The sequence below is a fragment of the Candidatus Villigracilis proximus genome (genome assembly GCF_016717045.1).
GTDB classification, from domain to species: Bacteria; Chloroflexota; Anaerolineae; order Anaerolineales; family Villigracilaceae; genus Villigracilis; species Villigracilis proximus.
Genome location: NZ_JADJUO010000017.1, coordinates 29196 through 44593 on the forward strand (window position 1 = coordinate 29196; position 15398 = coordinate 44593).

Consider the following 15398-nt stretch of genomic DNA (forward strand, 5'->3'; position numbering starts at 1 on the left):
CGTTTATCCCTAAAACCACTTCGCCGTTGAAGGCGGGTGTCTCAAATAACAATAATTTGAGACTTAATTTCCTGCTCAGGTGGAGACTGATAGAAAATTTCAGTACGAAAGTGCTGATTCCCTTTCGAGGGCTAAAAGTCTTTGCCTGTGTAAGTGGCAAAGACTTTTTAATTGAAAGGAGGTGAATACCCTTTGGCAATTTCTAAACAACGCAAGGAAGAAGTGCAGGCCCGTTATGCAGATTGGGTCAAGCGCAGTGAAGCAGTGATTCTTGTGGAATATAGCGGCGCAAATATGAAGTCGATCGATGCGATCCGCGCGAAGATCCGTGAAACCGGCGGCGAATTCCACATCGTTAAGAATACACTCGCTCGTCGTGTCTTTGCAGAGCACGGCATGGAAATCCCTGCGGACTATCTCGTAAAGTCCACGGCGATCTCGTTCGCGTTCAAAGACCCGGCTTCCACAGCGAAAGCATTGACCGATGCAACAAAAGGCAATGAATTCGTGAAAGTGAAAGGCGGTTTGATGGGCGGCAAGTCCCTGACCGCGGCGCAAGTGAAAGCCCTTTCTGATATGCCCCCGTTGCCTGTTATGCGCGCAACATTGCTTGGCGTTTTGCAGGCTCCTGCCGGCAAACTCGTCCGCACACTCGCAGAGCCCGCTCGTGGTCTCGCGGCTGTTATCAAGGCGCATTCAGAAAGCGCACAGGCTTCGGCCTAGTTTTCAGTTTTTCGGTGAGTTTATCTCACTTAAAATATTCAAATTTCAATTTACTTAGCAAGGAGTACTAAACAATGTCTGACAAGCTCGCAAAACTCGTGGATGAACTTTCCACACTTTCCGTCCTCGAGGCGGCTGATTTGGTAAAAATGCTCGAAGAGAAGTGGGGCGTTTCCGCCGCCGCTCCTGTAGCGATGATGGCCGGTGGCCCTGCCGCTGCTGCTGAACCTGTGGAAGAGAAGACCGAGTTCGATGTGGTCATCAAAGATGCCGGCGCCAAGAAAATTGACGTGATCAAAGTCATCCGTCAGTTGACCAGCCTCGGCCTTGGCGAAGCCAAGACCCTCGCTGAAACCGCCGGCGGAAAAGTTCTCACCGCTGTTGGTAAAGATGCCGCGACTGACGCCAAGAAGAAGCTTGAAGAAGCTGGCGCCGTCATCGTCGTCGAATAAGCATTATAGTTTGCAATAAAAAAGACGTCTCGCGAGAGACGTCTTTTTTATTGCTTGTTTTTAGTTATATCGTTCCACTTTCCGAATGACCATGACCACTTTGCCTTTGATCTCAAGCGATTCGCCTTTATCAATATAGATCGGCTTCATGGTGGGATTGGCTGGCTGCAAACGATATTTGTCTTTCTCCTTGAAGAAGAACTTCAAGGTGGTTTCGTTTCGATCAGATAACCAGACGGCAACCATATCACCATTGCGGGCGTCTTGTGTTGGTTTGAGGATCACGATATCGCCATCGTTGACCATGGCATCTATCATTGATTCTCCCTGTACTTTCAAGGCGAATAATTCCTTGCCTTTTTCCTTTGCCGGCATAAGGGACATGGCTACTTCAACAGAGTCTTCCGGGGTAAAGGAACCGAAGTCTGCATTCGATGGGACGGGGATTGGTTCACCGGCTTGAATCACGCCCATCATTGGGACGCGGAACATATCACCGATGGGAGCGCCATTGGTTAAACGCACGCCGCGTGATATTTTACGGTCACGTTCAATGTTGCCTGATTTTTCAAGTTGATCAAGATAGTAATTAACAACAGAAGTGGATGAAATATCACAATACTCGCCGATCTCGCGGATTGATGGCGGGTGTTTGTGTTCGCGTTGATAACTCGCGATGAAATCAAGTATTTTCTGGTGACGTTCGCCCAGACCTTTGCTTTTTCTAACCATCATCATTTTTAGCCTCCTGCCAGCAACGGCTGACATTCGTGAGCATTCTTCGCTCATTTGTGCTACAAATAATACTCGAACGCCTGTTCTGTGTCAAGGATTTTGCAGCGGGTTTAAAACAGATGAAAATGGGACTTAAACCCAGGTGCGGCGGCGCATCCAGAAGTACATGATGACTGGAGTAAAGAGCATCAGGCCCAATGTTCCATAAAAGATCGTGGGGGTGGTCCAGCTTTCGTAGGGTGGATTCGCAGCGAAGAAGTTCATCCCAAAAAATCCGGTTACAAAGGTCAACGGCATAAAGAGAGTAGTGATAATGGTGAGAGTCTTCATAACTTCGTTCATGCGATTGTTGATGACGGAAAGGTAGGTGTCCATTGCGCCGCCTACGAGATCGCGTAGACTTTCGTTTACGTCATGCAATCTAACGAGATGGTCGTAAATATCGCGGTAGAAGATACGATCTTTTTGGTCAATGACCTGAAAATCATCACGCGCCATTTTATTCAACACTTCGCGCTGGGGGAGTAGGATGCGGCGCATTGCAAGCAGCACCCGTTTAAGAGTGAACAACCTGGCGAGTGTTTGTGAGCTGGGACGGTCAAAGACCTGGTCTTCGATCCAGTCTATTTCCTCGTCTATTTTTTCGATGATCGGCATGTAATTCATAACGGTTGCGTCGATGATCTTGTAAAGCAAATGGTCTGGCCCATCTTTTGCATAGCGCGGATCGCGCTGACACATATCCCAGATTTCATCGATCGACATAACGGGGTTGTCGTGATGCGTGATGACATAATTGCGCCCGAGGAAAATATCCAGTTCGTCAATTTCAGTATCCCAGGGTTCGCTTGCTTTTATCAGATGCATATAGTTTAAGACGATGTAAAGATAATCGCCCCAATCATCTATTTTTGGTGCGTGCGTTTCCTGCAAGGCGTCATCGATCGCCAAATGATGGAAATTAAAACTTTGTAAAATAGGCAGCGCTGTTTCTGGCGGTTCTGATATAAAGTCGACCCAGAGCAGTCCACGCTTGTCACGGATTAAGCGGGGGAACTCTTCAGGAGGGACGTCTTTTCGTGTTGGCTTTCCAGGTGAAAAGAAAATGGAACGAATCATGAATTTTTCTCCAAAAACAGGCTGAAATTGAGAATATTCCTGTTGATAATTGATAATATTTATGTTTATATTGAAATTATTAACTTTTCTATTGACAAAGTTTATTTTATGAGTATAATTTTATTAGAAATCAGGTTGTAGACATTAATTTCGTTGAAGTTTTCCTTAATATTGGTATTTCAAAAAATTGGAACTGACATGATAAAAAACTACCTTCAAAACATCTCAAAAATTTACCACGAATATCCACGCACCTTCTGGACCGTGATCGTCATTACTTTTATTGATCGCATCGGCGGCTCATTGCTTTTTCCATTCTTCGCACTTTATATTACCAGTAAATTTAATGTCGGCATGGCTGATGTGGGTGTGCTCTTCGCTGCTTTTTCAGTTTCAAGTTTTGCCGGTTCTGCAATTGGCGGAGCGCTTACAGATCGTTTTGGACGCAAAGGCATCATTATGTTTGGCCTGATCGCTTCATCTTTTAGTACGGTTGCGATGGGCTTCGTCACTTCATTCCAATTCTTTATTGTATTGGCCTTCTTCATTGGTATTTTAACAGATGTGGCCGGCCCAGCGCATCAAGCCATGATCGCGGATATTTTGCCCGAAGAAAAACGGGCGGATGGATACGGGATTCTGCGTGTGGCATTCAACTTATCTGTAGTGATCGGGCCTGCCATCGGCGGATTTTTAGCGGCTCGCTCTTACCTTTTGCTGTTCCTGTCCGATGCAGTTATTTCCCTGCTGACAGTGATCCTGATCGCCATCTTCCTACCCGAAACCAAGCCTCTGGCTCACCCCGATGCTCCCAAAGAATCCATGACCAATACCTTCGCCGGTTACGGGCAAGTCTTTCGCAACGCGGCCTTTATGCTATTCCTTGGCGCAGTGTTGCTGCAAGTCTTCACTTATATGAACATGAACACAGTTCTGGGCGTCTATTTACGAGATGTACACGGCACTCCTGAATCCAGCTACGGTATTTTATTGAGCATCATCGCTGCGATGGTGGTGCTGATGCAATTCCCGATCACGCGCCGTATTACAAAATTCCCGCCGATGTTGATGATGGCGCTGGGGACTTTCCTGTATGTGATTGGTTTCTCCATGTATGGATATGTAAATACCTATGCCATGTTCATCGTTGCGATGGTTATCATTACTATCGGTGAAATGATCGTCTCGCCTGTTTCACAAGCCCTGGTTGCATCATTTGCGCCCGAAGATATGCGCGGACGGTACATGGCAGTTGCAGGGTTTTCATGGGCGATTCCCTTTGCTGTCGGCCCCTATCTTGCCGGGTTGATCATTGACGGGCCGAAGCCAAATCTGCTTTGGTATGCGGCGGGCTTTGTAGGATTGTTATCCACATTTGCCTTCCTTGCCTTGTATCGTATTCGCCATAATCAGGAACTTGAATTGGAAACCATGCCGAATGTTACGGCATTATAAAATTTGGAGGAACCAAACCATGCGACCAGCCCCTACGAATTGCCCGATCTGTCAGTCTGAATTAACTGTTGCCAAATTACATTGCTCATCCTGCGATACCACCATTGAAGGTAACTTCGCTTCTGGTCAGTTCGCAAACCTAACTTCTGAACAATTGGATTTTGTTTTCACCTTTGTGCGCTGTGAAGGCAAGATCAATCGCATGGAGCAGGAAGTTAAGCTGTCCTACCCCACCATTCGCAACCGTTTACATGAAGTGATCCGTGCTTTGGGATATGAGCCGGGCAAGGATGACTCTGGCGAAGTTGAAGCTGAAAAACGCAGCAGCGCCATTGCCGATCTCGAAGCCGGCAAGATCACAGCCGACCAGGCCATGCGCATTCTGCGCGGCGAGGAGTAATTCCCATGTCAAAAACAATTTCTGCTGGACGCAATCCCAGGATCATTATCGAAAAAATTGGCGGTGACCTCAGTCTCGTTGGCTGGGAAGGGGAGGATATTCTGCTTAAGTGCGACGATGAGGAAGAAATGCGCTGTAAACAGGATGGCGAGAATGTCACTATTTTCTGTGAGGATGATGTCTCACTACGTGTTCCGAAGTTGACCTCTGTTTTTATTCAACACGTTGAAGGTGACACATCCATTCGCGGTGTGATGGGCGGCATTGAATTGAGAAATATTGCCGGTGACCTGTCCATTCGTGATGTGGGTGAAGTTGCGATTGAAACTGTTGAATCGGATTTTAGTCTGCGCGGTGCAAAGGGAAACTTGTCCATCAAAAGCGCCCACGGCGATGTGTCTGTCCGCGATGTGGACGGGAATGTTTCTCTTGAATCTGTGGCGGATGATCTGGCCCTGCGCGATGTGCGCGGCAATGTCAGCGCCAATGTGGCTGAGGATGTTGTCCTTTACCTTGATCCGCAGGCCGGTAATCAATATTCTGTGGCTGCGGGCAATGATATTTTGCTTGTCATGCCGCCCAAAGCCAATGCCACACTGACTCTTAATGCCGATGAAATTGACATTAACTGGAAGGGCGTAATTAATGAAGAAGATGCGACTGCTCGTGTTATCACAGTTGGTGATGGCTCTGCCAATGTGACATTAAGCGCGGGCGGTGATATCCGTGTGACCAATCAATCGAATGCCGGTGAAACCGCCGAAGACTTTGGGAACTTTGCAGGCATCGGCTTTGACTGGTCTGGGTTTGGCGATCGTATTTCCAAACAAGTGGATCAAGTCCACGTCGTGCAACCAAACAGGCAGACGATGCCTTGCGCCGCGCAGATGAAGCGCGCAGGCGGGTGGATGAGCGTGTGGGTCGCGGCAAGGTACGTGCTGCTGTGAACGTTGGCCGTTGGAGCTGGGATCTTTCATCGAAAGGTGTGCCCATGCCTCCCAAGCCGTCCGTTTCAGAAGACGAGCGATTGTTGATCTTGAAGATGCTGCAGGAGAAAAAGATCACTGCAGAAGAAGCCGATAATTTGTTATCAGCCCTTGAAGGAGGTAAATAATGTCTTCTGAAGAGCGTAGAAAAATTTTGCAAATGGTTTCTGATGGAAAGATCAGCGCAGAAGAGGCTGCCGTATTAATGCATGCGCTCGATGAGCCTGCTGATGACCAATTTGAAGATTTTGGAACGGAACGAAAGATTAGCATTACTTTGAATTTGACTGATTAAATTGATCGATCACACGATTATTATTTTATAGGATGAAAATGGAAACAACGATTGCCCGGGTCAAAAAGCAACCTTTGTTAAGCGGTGTCCTGATCCTGTTTTTGGTGGCGATGATCTTTGCCAACCTGGGCGGGAACATGTATGGTCCATTGATGCCGCTTTATTTGCGTGACCTAAAGGCGAGTGTTCCACAGATCGGTTTATTCTTTACGCTTTCGCAGATTATTCCCTTATTGTTACAAATTTTGGGTGGTTGGTTAAGTGACTCGATCGGGCGTTTGCGCGCGATTGCGATCGGCAGTGTGTTTGGGATTTTTGTGTTTTTCCCTCTCATTCTTGCGCAAACGTGGCAGTGGCTTCTGCTTGGCGAAGCGCTTGGCGCGATCACGCGTTCTCTGGTTGGACCGAGTTTTGATGCGTTTATCGCGGAACATTCAACGGAACAAAATCGCGCCAAGGTATTTGGTGTGACACAGGCCATCTTTATGATCGTCTCGGTCATCGGGCCGCCGCTCGGCGGGTGGCTAGCTGGCGCGTATGGCTTCAAAGGAATGTTGTTGGTAGCTGCGTTCTTTTATATTCTTGCCACGCTCATTCGTGTGGGCATGGCGCGTGAAGCTGCGAAAGGCGGCAACTCGCAGCCCAAAAAACTTTCATTCGCGAGTTTGAAGCAAAATCTTTCCTCAATGTTTGGCATGATCTTCGCCGGCGGACTGATTACCTGGATTCTGATCACCGATGGCGTGCGGGATACGTCGTTTGCGCTTTCGATGAATCTGATGCCGATCTATTTGCAGGATATCGGTCAGATGAGCATGATCCAGATCGGCTGGATGAACAGTGTCTTTGGACTGTGCATGATGTTGATGACCATTCCGGGCGGTTGGCTGGCAGATAAGACAAGCGAACGTCTGGTGATTTCCATCGGCATGGTTTTTGTTGGTCTTTCTTTATTTATGCTGATCGGAACTCCCTCAGGTTTGATCTGGATGTATTTTGCGGGTTGGGCGCTGGCAGGCCTGGGTGTGGGGATGCTGACGCCCGCGTATCAATCGTTGATCAGTAAATCTGTTCCGGCGGAATTGCGCGGCACTGCCTTTGGATTGTTTAGCACCAGTTTGGGAATTATCTCGCTGCCGGCTCCGTGGATCGGAGCGCAATTGTGGGCGGGGGTGAGTCCGCGCTTTCCATTTATGGTGACGGGTATTGTGGTTCTGCTGTCGATCATTCCCATTATGCTTAAGTTTCATTTGCCCGCAAAAGCTGAAGTGTTGGAAAACAGTTGATCGTTCGACTTAAAATTTTGAAGGAGGTTTCCATGACATCAATTGAAGGAAAAGGCTTGTCAAATTGGATGGAGGTTCATCATGTCATCTGAAGAACGCAGGAAAATTTTGCAAATGGTCGCGGATGGAAAGATCAGCGCAGAAGAAGCTGCGACTCTCATGCGCACGCTGGATGATGACTCTGCTGAAGAGGAGATTCAAATCATCGAAGCAGAATCAGGCTCATGGTCAGAAAGACCCGAAGCTCCAGAGTTTGAAGAAGTCCGCAGGCGGGCGTCCCGTTTTTCAAGGGGCTTTCTCGGGTTGGGCATCCTCTTTACGGTTTTGAGCGCATGGATCATGTTTTCCATTCAGCAGAATGCAGGATTAAATTTTTGGTTCTTTTGTTTTGCAATGCCTCTTTTTTTAGGGATCGTATTTATTTCACTTGGCGCGGGCAGCCGCACTTCACGCTGGTTGTATGTGAATGTAGACCGTTCACAAGCGGAGGATTGGCCGAAACGAATTTCGATCGCCTTTCCGCTTCCACTTGGACTGGCAAGCTGGTTCGTCAAAAATTTCGGACGCCACATTGACGGATTTAAGAAAACCAATATTGATGAAGTAATCAATGCCATTAATATGGCGAAGACCATTAAAGAGCCGCTCATCATTAATGTGGATGAGAGCCATACAGGCGGCGAACGTGTGCAAGTGTTCATAGGATAAGAGGTGTAACATGGCAAATAGTGAAGAACGAATGAAGATATTGAAGATGATCGAGGAGGGAAAGATCAGTGCAGATGAAGGCTCGAAGCTGCTCGCGGCTTTGAGTGAATCACGCAGAGGGCTGCCCGTGCCGCCGCGCCCGCCTGGCACAGGCGGTGGGACTGCGCGCTGGCTGCGCATCCGCGTGACAGATACTCGCACAGGACGCTCAAAAGCATCGGTGCAAATTCCGCTGGCGCTGGTGGATGCGGGCATGAAGATCGGCGCGCATTTTGCCCCCGAGGTGGAAGGCGTGGATATGACCAATGTGATGGAAGCCCTGCGCATGGGTGTAATGGGCAAGATCATTGATGTAGTAGATGAAGAAGACGGCGAACACGTGGAAATTTACGTGGAGTAACCCAAATCTTTAAAGCCAGAAAAAATGTGGTTCTTTTCCTTTTGATAAACAAGGAGAGTGTGTCATGTTGTTATATTGCAATCCCATCTATAAGTTGATGTTGTAAATAGTCAATAAACAACCCTTATGAGGGTTGTTTATTTTTATGGGGTATGTTATTTTTTTAATGTGATTGACAAAAAAACTGTGAGGAAACTTATGGAAAATAAAACAAAACGACCAACAGGGATGTTTGGCTTCACCATTGTCTGGCTGGGACAGATCGTCTCGGTGCTTGCCAGTTCGATGAGTCAGTTTGGTTTAAGTATCTGGATGTATGACCAGACCAAAAGTGCTTTGGCAATGGGTGTGATGCAGGTCTTTTTCATTACGCCCTTTTTGTTGATATCGCCTATTGCGGGTGTTATGGTGGATCGTCATAATCGAAAAATGATGATGATGGTCAGCGACCTTGGCGCGGGGCTTGCCACGCTTTCAATTCTTGCGTTGCAATATTTTGGTATCCTGGAGTTTTGGCATTTGTATGTCACGTCCATTATTTACGGGTTGGGAATGGCGTTTCAATGGCCGGCATATTCCGCGGCCATCAGCACCATGGTCCCCAAGGAACAGTATGGGCGCGCCAATGGCATGATGTCTATTATTGAAGCCGGCCCCGGTGTGTTCGCTCCGTTAATGGCGGGCGCGTTATTACCAGTCCTTGGGCTGACCGGCCTTCTGTTTCTGGACGTGGCTACTTTTATATTTGCCATCGGCGCATTGTTGGTCGTCTACATTCCACAACCTGTCCGCACTGAAGAAGGTCAGCAAGGGCAGGGCAGTGTTTGGAAAGAGGCTGCGTATGGATTTAAATATATTTTTGCACGCCCGAGTTTATTGGGATTGCAATTAATTTTTTTCATCGGGAATCTTTTCTCTGGCATTGGGTATACAGTTTTAGCGCCCATGATCCTTGCGCGCACAGACAGCAACAGTTTAATCTTTGGTTCCGTTGAAACAGCCGGCGCCATCGGCGGGCTGGTTGGTGGCCTTATCATGAGTGCCTGGGGCGGCTTCAAGCGCCGCGTACATGGCGTATTGATCGGCTGGATCTGGGCCGGCATTGGCATGGCAGTGATCGGACTCACCGGCGGACTGCCGGTTTGGATCACGGGCATTATTTTAGGCTCGCTTATTTCTCCGCTGATCAATGGATCGAATCAAGCCATCTGGCAGGCGAAAGTTGCCCCCGATGTGCAAGGGCGGGTATTTTCTGCCCGAAGATTAATCGCCTGGTTTACGAATCCGATTTCACCACTGATCGCCGGATCCCTGGCTGATTTTGTGCTTGAGCCTGCTATGCGGACAGACTCGGGTCTTTCTTTAACGTTTGGCTGGCTCGTTGGAACCGGGCCTGGTTCTGGCATGGGGCTTTTACTCGTCATCTGCGGCGTGTTTGGCGCGCTGGTAGGTGTGGCCGGTTATTTTTCTCCCGCCATTCGTAACGCTGAAGATATTTTGCCAGATCACGATGAACTGCCAGTCTCACCGGCCTAATTATTTTGACAAGGTCACATTAAAACTGAAACCAAAGTTCTAAACCATAAATGACACAATAGCATTTTGTTCTTCTTTGTGAATTTGTGGTTACAGGTTTTGAAATGTGACATTGTGTCGAACTACAAAAAAATCATCTTTCATCATTTTTCATCCCTACCCATATGTCCAGTAGCAAGCTGTCCATTTAGGCGATACACTCCAATTGCGTGTTGACTATACTGATGCGCAAGGAGATAAATAATTATGTCTAAAAATATGTTGGTAGAACTTTCTGATGCAATCGCAGACGCCGCCGAGCGTGCTGGAAAATCCACAGTATTGGTCGATGCGCGCCGCCGCTTTCCTGCCAGCGGTATTGCCTTCGCCAAGGATTTAATTTTGACAGCAGATCATGTCGTTGAACGTGAAGAAGATATCAAAGTGATTCTTGCGGACGGAACCGAAGTCACAGCCCGCATCGTCGGTCGGGACCCGGGAACTGATCTGGCGGTTCTCAAGTTGGATCAACCTCTAGCCGCTCCCGCTGAAGTTTCAAAGACCGCCGCGCGCGTGGGCCAATTTGTATTGGCAATCGGCAGACCTTCTACTAAAGGAATCGAATCCAGTTTTGGATCAGTGAATTCCATTGGTGGTCCGGTACGCACAGGGCGCGGCAGTATGCTTGAGAGTTACATCAAAACCGATGTCGTTTCCTATCCCGGTTTTTCCGGTGGACCTTTGGTGAATGGTGATGGTACGATCTTCGGCATTAATACTTCAGGCTTTGGAAACGGCGGCGCAATTACCATCCCGGCTGACATTGCCTGGAAGATCGCCGAGACTCTCGCCAAACATGGCAAGATCAAACGCGGCTATCTTGGCATCCGCAGCCAGAGCGTGGAACTTTCTGCCGATGCAAAGAAAGCATTGAAGCGTGAACAGGATACCGGCCTTTTACTCGTCGGCCTCGAAGCGGATAGTCCTGCCGGCAAAGGCGGATTAATCGTTGGCGATATTCTGGTGGGCGTGGCTGGTGAATCTGTTGCGCATCAGGATGATCTTTTCGTCCGCTTAAGTGGTGATGTGGTGGGTAAGTCTGTGGCAATTGATGTGCTGCGCGGTGGTAAGTTGGAAGCCATCAAAGTGGAAATTGGAGAACGATAGTTGATCCGAGTTACGATTGTTTCGCCAAACTCTGCTTTACGGATCGGTTTGCGTGAATTACTCGGCAGACAACCCGATATCAAAGTTGTTGGTGAGACAGTTGATCTTGAAAGCGTCAATGAAATGGAGACCGAGGTGGCTGTGCTCGCCTCGGTCTCTTCTGCGCGTTTTATAAACAGGAAATCAAATTTCGCTATTTTATTTTTGACAGATGATGTTGAACCTGTGCGCAGCATGTTGAATTCAAATACACAGGCATGGGGCATACTCTCACCTGATGCCACAGAAGATGAGTTGACGGCGGCAGTCCGCGCGGTGGGGGAAGGGCTTTGGGTTGGCGCACCAGGCCTGATGCAGAGTCTGATCCGCTTGTCTGGGCGGAGGGAATCTTCGAGTGAAGAGTCTCTGGTTGAGCAGCTAACTGCCCGCGAGATGGAAGTCATCCAGCTTATGGCGCAAGGGTTGGCAAATAAACAGATCGCGCTTTCACTAAGTATCAGCGAGCATACTGTGAAGTTTCATCTTTCATCTTTGTATGCAAAACTGGGAATTTCCAGCCGGACAGAAGCTGTCAAGCGCGGGATCGAGCTGGGTTTGATTTCATTGTAAATATAAAAAACATGACATATCCCTAATTTAATTTGGGACGCTGACTCACGCAGAAAACGCTGACTTTTCGCTTTTGTCAGCGTGAATCAGCGTTCATCTGCGTCCAATTTGTTCTTAAAAACGAACTCACCCTCGAAACCTTAATTTCGGGGGTGAGTTATTTTTTTTCTTTTAAGGGAGTTAGTTCTTGTTTTTATAAATGATAATCGGTACGAGAATGATAAACATGATGACAAAACCCATAATCAGAATGCCGTCTGTTGAACCGATCTCGGAAATACCCTCTTCAAACGGGGCAGGGGTGATTTGCAGACGAAGCGCGGTTGCGCCCAGATTTTGCGCAGATACCGTGGGTTGATTGAAGGCCGCGGTGATCAATACAAAAACCAGGCTGGCGAATAAAAAAACGATGCCAAGAATGTGAGATGTTTTCATTATGACCTTGGTTATGATTGTATCACGCCTCGAATACACCAATTTAACCCTTATATGTACTTTTCTGCACTTTCAATGTATAATCCGCCGAGTTAATTGCTGGCGGGGTTCAGCAATTATATATTATGGAGAATGGTATGGTTGTTACGATGCAAACTGTGTATTTTGATCTCGTCCTGATGGTTTTCATCGGGGCGGGTTTTATGTATGCACACAAGACGTCAGTACTTTTTTCATCCAATAATAATTTTGATTGTCTTTTTCTGTTTAATAAATTAAGTTAATTTAGCCTTTGCCGCCGCGTGTTCTGTGCCCGGCGGTTTTGTGCTTAAAGATTATTTCAGGAGCATCCATGATCAAAAGATTTTTTGACTGGCTGAAGCAGCCGCTAGGTCTGATTGCTGTTGGCATTGCGGTTCTGACTTTGTTCAGTATCGCAGCCTACGGACTTTACACGACTCAACAGCCGCCTGAACAGCCCATCCAATTCCCTCATAAAACGCATGTTGCTTTTGGCATTCAGTGTCTATATTGCCACCCGGGCGCTGCGCGAGGGCCAGCCGCTGGTATTCCGACACAAGCCAAATGTTGGGGCTGCCATAATCAAATTGTGAAGACTCAAACCAGTTTGCTTTTAGCGCCTTTGAAAGAGGCAGTGGAAAGTGGAACACCCATTGAATGGGTGCCTGTAGCTCAGGTGCCAGACTTTGTTCAATTTAATCATCGCGCACATATTGCCGCAGGACAAAACTGCGAAAATTGTCATGGTGATATGACCAAAGTAAACATCGCTGAGAACCCGCAGGTATTTAATATGGGTTGGTGTTTGGATTGTCACGTCAAAAATGCCGGTGAAGATCATGTAAAACTGGTCAAACTCACCGACTGTGGCACGTGTCATTATTAACCGGTGAAAGGAAACCATTATGAGCGATAAATTTTCCCGGCGTGATTTTCTAAAACTGGCTGGTGTGGGTGCGGCAAGTACTGCGATCCTCACAGGTTGCGGGCCGGCTTCGCGTTATGTAACACGCGAGCCATACATGTTAATGCCTGAATACAACTACAACGGCCAGAGCACATTTTACGCCACGACATGCCGCGAATGCGCGGCCGGCTGCGGACTCGTAGTTCGCACATCACAAGGGCGCGCGATCAAGACCGAAGGCAATGCGAATCATCCATTGAACCTCGGCAAGACCTGCGCCCGTGGACAGGCAACTTTGCATGGTTTGTATAACCCAGACCGCGTGACCGACCCCATCAAACGCACTCGCGGAAATGCCGCAGGCACAACCGTCACATGGGATGACGCTACGCAGACAGTTGCCGACGCCCTCAAGAATTACAAACCCGAAGAGATCGCCTTCCTGATGGGCACAACATCGGATCATCTCTTTGACCTTGTATCTGATCTGTCAGCCCAAACAGGAATCAACTCCCCGGTCCGCTTTGGTGCGTTGAGCATGTTTGAAGCGCGCGCTACATTGAGCAAGGCTGCCGAGAATCTCTTTGGCGAAGCAGGAATGCCTTTATTCGATGTGGGTGGGGCGCAGGTTGTCTTCTCCTTTGGCGCCAACTTCCTTGAGACGTGGCTCTCGCCTGTTTCATATACACGCGGATTCGCAGGTCTGCGCGAGGCTCAATCCAAGAAGCGTGGGACCTTCATTCAATTTGAATCACGCATGTCTTCAACTGCCGGAAAGGCGGATGAATGGCTGCCGCTTCGCCCCGGAACTGAAGCTCTGGTTGTGCTGGCAATCGGCAGACTCGCCTCTGAATTACGCGGCGGTCCATTGCCTCGCGCGTTCGCTGATGTTGATCCCGCTGATGCTGCATCGAAATCGGGCATTAAACTCGAAACACTTGAACATCTTGCTGAGATGTTTGCCAATTCCACTGGCGCGTTGGCTATCCCCGGCGGTACTGCGCTCGGCCAGAGCAACGGCCTCGCTGTTGCAGAAGCCGTGCTCGCTCTGAATGCAATTGCTGATAACTTCGGTAAACCCGGCGGCGTATTCTTCTCGGCACTTGCTCCCAATCAGACAGAATATCAACGATCCGCTTCTGTAAAAGAAATGCAGGAATTTGTACAGAAGATGGCAGACGGTAAATTCAAAGCGTTGTTCGTCCATGGCGTCAACCCTGTCTTTGAATTGCCCGCCTCATCAGATTTCAAGAATGCCTTAAAGGGTGTTGAGCAAGTGATCTCATTTGCCACCTTCCCCGATGAGACAGCATTGGAAGCTGACTATGTATTCCCCGATCACCACGCACTTGAATCATGGGGTTACCAGCGTGTAGTCACCGGCTCTGCGCAGCCTGTTCTTTCAGGTTCACAGCCGGTTGTTTCACCTTTTTATAACACCCGTGCCACAGTAGATGTCTTGATTGCCGCCGCTCAACTCGCCGGTGGTAAATTTGCAGAAGCGTTGCCATTCAAGGATGAAGTTGAGTTCTTGCAAAGCAAAGTCGCTTCACTCATGAGTGAAACCGATGGTTTCTTTGCTGCTCCCGATATCAATACATTCATGGCTTACTTCCAGCAATATGGCGGCTGGTGGAAGACCACTGACGCCCGTGCTATTCCCAATACTGCTGATGTGCTCAATCGCAATCTGGTTGGTGCTGAAGCCGAATTTGCTGGCGAAGGTGAATTCTTCTTTGTGCCTTTCGTCTCGCCGACCCTGGCGGAAGCAGGCGCGAACAAACCCTGGTTACAGGAATTGCCCGACCCAACCACCACAGTCATGTGGAACACATGGGTTGAGATCAATCCTGAAACCGCACATGAACTTGGTCTCGAAGATGATGATGTAGTGAAGATCACCAGCGAAGCGGGCGTGTTGGAAGTGCCTGTTTACCGCTACCCAGCTATCCGTCCCGATACGATCGCGATTCCTTTTGGTCAGGGCCACACTGCTTATGGTCAATATGCTGCAAATCGCGGTGTTAATCCCGCCGACTTGCTTGGTCAACATTTTAATGAAGCTGGCGATCTTGCGTTTGCTGGTATGAAAGTCAAGATCGAAAAGACTGGAAAGAAACAACCCCTTTCACGCCTTGAAAGTATTATGGGTGTCTACGGCGTGGGTCTTGGAGAGGAGCATTAA

The 15398-nt window shown here is 48.3% G+C and carries 18 protein-coding genes; 15 read left to right on the forward strand and 3 right to left on the reverse strand.

The window, feature by feature from the left end:
• Window positions 1-192: 192 nt before the first annotated feature.
• Both rplJ and rplL read left to right on the forward strand, forming a co-directional pair.
• Entirely contained in the window at window positions 193-723 is a 531-nt protein-coding gene (gene rplJ, locus IPL71_RS17075) for a 50S ribosomal protein L10 (protein WP_345323684.1), read from the forward strand.
• Between the two features lie 74 nt (window positions 724-797).
• Window positions 798-1175, forward strand: a complete 378-nt coding sequence (gene rplL, locus IPL71_RS17080; protein ID WP_345323686.1) for a 50S ribosomal protein L7/L12 — start codon at window positions 798-800, stop codon at window positions 1173-1175.
• Between the two features lie 60 nt (window positions 1176-1235).
• Here rplL and lexA read toward each other — a convergent pair whose 3' ends face one another.
• The gene (gene lexA, locus IPL71_RS17085; RefSeq protein ID WP_345323688.1) at window positions 1236-1913 is read right to left on the reverse strand and encodes a transcriptional repressor LexA; all 678 of its coding nucleotides are present in this window, start codon (window positions 1911-1913) and stop codon (window positions 1236-1238) included.
• 129 nt (window positions 1914-2042) lie between these two features.
• Window positions 2043-3029 (reverse strand): magnesium/cobalt transporter CorA, encoded by a 987-nt coding sequence (corA, locus tag IPL71_RS17090; RefSeq protein ID WP_345323689.1) that lies wholly within the window; start codon window positions 3027-3029, stop codon window positions 2043-2045.
• 198 nt (window positions 3030-3227) lie between these two features.
• Between corA and IPL71_RS17095 the strand changes: the two genes are divergently transcribed.
• From IPL71_RS17095 to IPL71_RS17145, 11 genes are all read left to right on the forward strand, one after another.
• Window positions 3228-4484, forward strand: coding sequence for an MDR family MFS transporter (locus IPL71_RS17095; protein WP_345323691.1), 1257 nt, complete (start codon window positions 3228-3230; stop codon window positions 4482-4484).
• A gap of 19 nt (window positions 4485-4503) precedes the next feature.
• Window positions 4504-4884: a DUF2089 domain-containing protein gene (locus IPL71_RS17100; protein WP_345323693.1), complete on the forward strand. Its 381-nt coding sequence runs from the start codon at window positions 4504-4506 to the stop codon at window positions 4882-4884.
• Window positions 4885-4889: 5 nt separating this feature from the next.
• Window positions 4890-5831, forward strand: a complete 942-nt coding sequence (locus tag IPL71_RS17105) for a DUF4097 family beta strand repeat-containing protein (protein WP_345323695.1) — start codon at window positions 4890-4892, stop codon at window positions 5829-5831.
• Window positions 5801-5998 (forward strand): SHOCT-like domain-containing protein, encoded by a 198-nt coding sequence (locus tag IPL71_RS17110; RefSeq protein ID WP_345323696.1) that lies wholly within the window; start codon window positions 5801-5803, stop codon window positions 5996-5998. The genes IPL71_RS17105 and IPL71_RS17110 overlap by 31 nt, the downstream gene beginning before the upstream one ends.
• Window positions 5998-6165 (forward strand): SHOCT-like domain-containing protein, encoded by a 168-nt coding sequence (locus tag IPL71_RS17115; RefSeq protein ID WP_345323698.1) that lies wholly within the window; start codon window positions 5998-6000, stop codon window positions 6163-6165. The genes IPL71_RS17110 and IPL71_RS17115 overlap by 1 nt, the downstream gene beginning before the upstream one ends.
• A 38-nt stretch (window positions 6166-6203) precedes the next feature.
• Window positions 6204-7451, forward strand: coding sequence for an MFS transporter (locus IPL71_RS17120; protein ID WP_345323699.1), 1248 nt, complete (start codon window positions 6204-6206; stop codon window positions 7449-7451).
• A gap of 81 nt (window positions 7452-7532) precedes the next feature.
• Window positions 7533-8159 carry an SHOCT-like domain-containing protein gene (locus tag IPL71_RS17125; RefSeq protein WP_345323701.1) on the forward strand — a complete coding sequence of 209 codons (627 nt, stop codon included), beginning with the start codon at window positions 7533-7535 and terminating at the stop codon, window positions 8157-8159.
• Window positions 8160-8169: 10 nt separating this feature from the next.
• Window positions 8170-8559 (forward strand): SHOCT-like domain-containing protein, encoded by a 390-nt coding sequence (locus IPL71_RS17130; RefSeq protein WP_345323703.1) that lies wholly within the window; start codon window positions 8170-8172, stop codon window positions 8557-8559.
• Between the two features lie 198 nt (window positions 8560-8757).
• Window positions 8758-10095 (forward strand): MFS transporter, encoded by a 1338-nt coding sequence (locus IPL71_RS17135; RefSeq protein WP_345323704.1) that lies wholly within the window; start codon window positions 8758-8760, stop codon window positions 10093-10095.
• Window positions 10096-10341: 246 nt separating this feature from the next.
• Window positions 10342-11241 carry a S1C family serine protease gene (locus tag IPL71_RS17140; RefSeq protein WP_345323706.1) on the forward strand — a complete coding sequence of 300 codons (900 nt, stop codon included), beginning with the start codon at window positions 10342-10344 and terminating at the stop codon, window positions 11239-11241.
• Window positions 11242-11850 carry a response regulator transcription factor gene (locus IPL71_RS17145; RefSeq protein WP_345323708.1) on the forward strand — a complete coding sequence of 203 codons (609 nt, stop codon included), beginning with the start codon at window positions 11242-11244 and terminating at the stop codon, window positions 11848-11850. It begins immediately after the preceding gene.
• A 180-nt stretch (window positions 11851-12030) separates the two neighbouring features.
• Here IPL71_RS17145 and IPL71_RS17150 read toward each other — a convergent pair whose 3' ends face one another.
• On the reverse strand, window positions 12031-12285 hold the full coding sequence (locus IPL71_RS17150; RefSeq protein WP_345323710.1) for a hypothetical protein: 255 nt from the start codon (window positions 12283-12285) through the stop codon (window positions 12031-12033).
• Between the two features lie 352 nt (window positions 12286-12637).
• Between IPL71_RS17150 and IPL71_RS17155 the strand changes: the two genes are divergently transcribed.
• Window positions 12638-13192, forward strand: a complete 555-nt coding sequence (locus IPL71_RS17155; protein ID WP_345323711.1) for a cytochrome c3 family protein — start codon at window positions 12638-12640, stop codon at window positions 13190-13192.
• Between the two features lie 19 nt (window positions 13193-13211).
• Window positions 13212-15398 carry a molybdopterin-dependent oxidoreductase gene (locus IPL71_RS17160; RefSeq protein ID WP_345323712.1) on the forward strand — a complete coding sequence of 729 codons (2187 nt, stop codon included), beginning with the start codon at window positions 13212-13214 and terminating at the stop codon, window positions 15396-15398.

Coding starts and splice junctions, on each gene's coding strand:
- IPL71_RS17105 (WP_345323695.1), top strand. CDS start 4,890: ATGTCAAAAACAATTTCTGCTGGACGCAATCCCAGGATCATTATCGAA.
- IPL71_RS17135 (WP_345323704.1), top strand. CDS start 8,758: ATGGAAAATAAAACAAAACGACCAACAGGGATGTTTGGCTTCACCATT.
- IPL71_RS17095 (WP_345323691.1), top strand. CDS start 3,228: ATGATAAAAAACTACCTTCAAAACATCTCAAAAATTTACCACGAATAT.
- IPL71_RS17125 (WP_345323701.1), top strand. CDS start 7,533: ATGTCATCTGAAGAACGCAGGAAAATTTTGCAAATGGTCGCGGATGGA.
- IPL71_RS17130 (WP_345323703.1), top strand. CDS start 8,170: ATGGCAAATAGTGAAGAACGAATGAAGATATTGAAGATGATCGAGGAG.
- IPL71_RS17160 (WP_345323712.1), top strand. CDS start 13,212: ATGAGCGATAAATTTTCCCGGCGTGATTTTCTAAAACTGGCTGGTGTG.
- IPL71_RS17155 (WP_345323711.1), top strand. CDS start 12,638: ATGATCAAAAGATTTTTTGACTGGCTGAAGCAGCCGCTAGGTCTGATT.
- rplL (WP_345323686.1), top strand. CDS start 798: ATGTCTGACAAGCTCGCAAAACTCGTGGATGAACTTTCCACACTTTCC.
- IPL71_RS17100 (WP_345323693.1), top strand. CDS start 4,504: ATGCGACCAGCCCCTACGAATTGCCCGATCTGTCAGTCTGAATTAACT.
- corA (WP_345323689.1), bottom strand. CDS start 3,029: ATGATTCGTTCCATTTTCTTTTCACCTGGAAAGCCAACACGAAAAGAC.
- IPL71_RS17115 (WP_345323698.1), top strand. CDS start 5,998: ATGTCTTCTGAAGAGCGTAGAAAAATTTTGCAAATGGTTTCTGATGGA.
- IPL71_RS17120 (WP_345323699.1), top strand. CDS start 6,204: ATGGAAACAACGATTGCCCGGGTCAAAAAGCAACCTTTGTTAAGCGGT.
- IPL71_RS17150 (WP_345323710.1), bottom strand. CDS start 12,285: ATGAAAACATCTCACATTCTTGGCATCGTTTTTTTATTCGCCAGCCTG.
- lexA (WP_345323688.1), bottom strand. CDS start 1,913: ATGATGATGGTTAGAAAAAGCAAAGGTCTGGGCGAACGTCACCAGAAA.
- IPL71_RS17140 (WP_345323706.1), top strand. CDS start 10,342: ATGTCTAAAAATATGTTGGTAGAACTTTCTGATGCAATCGCAGACGCC.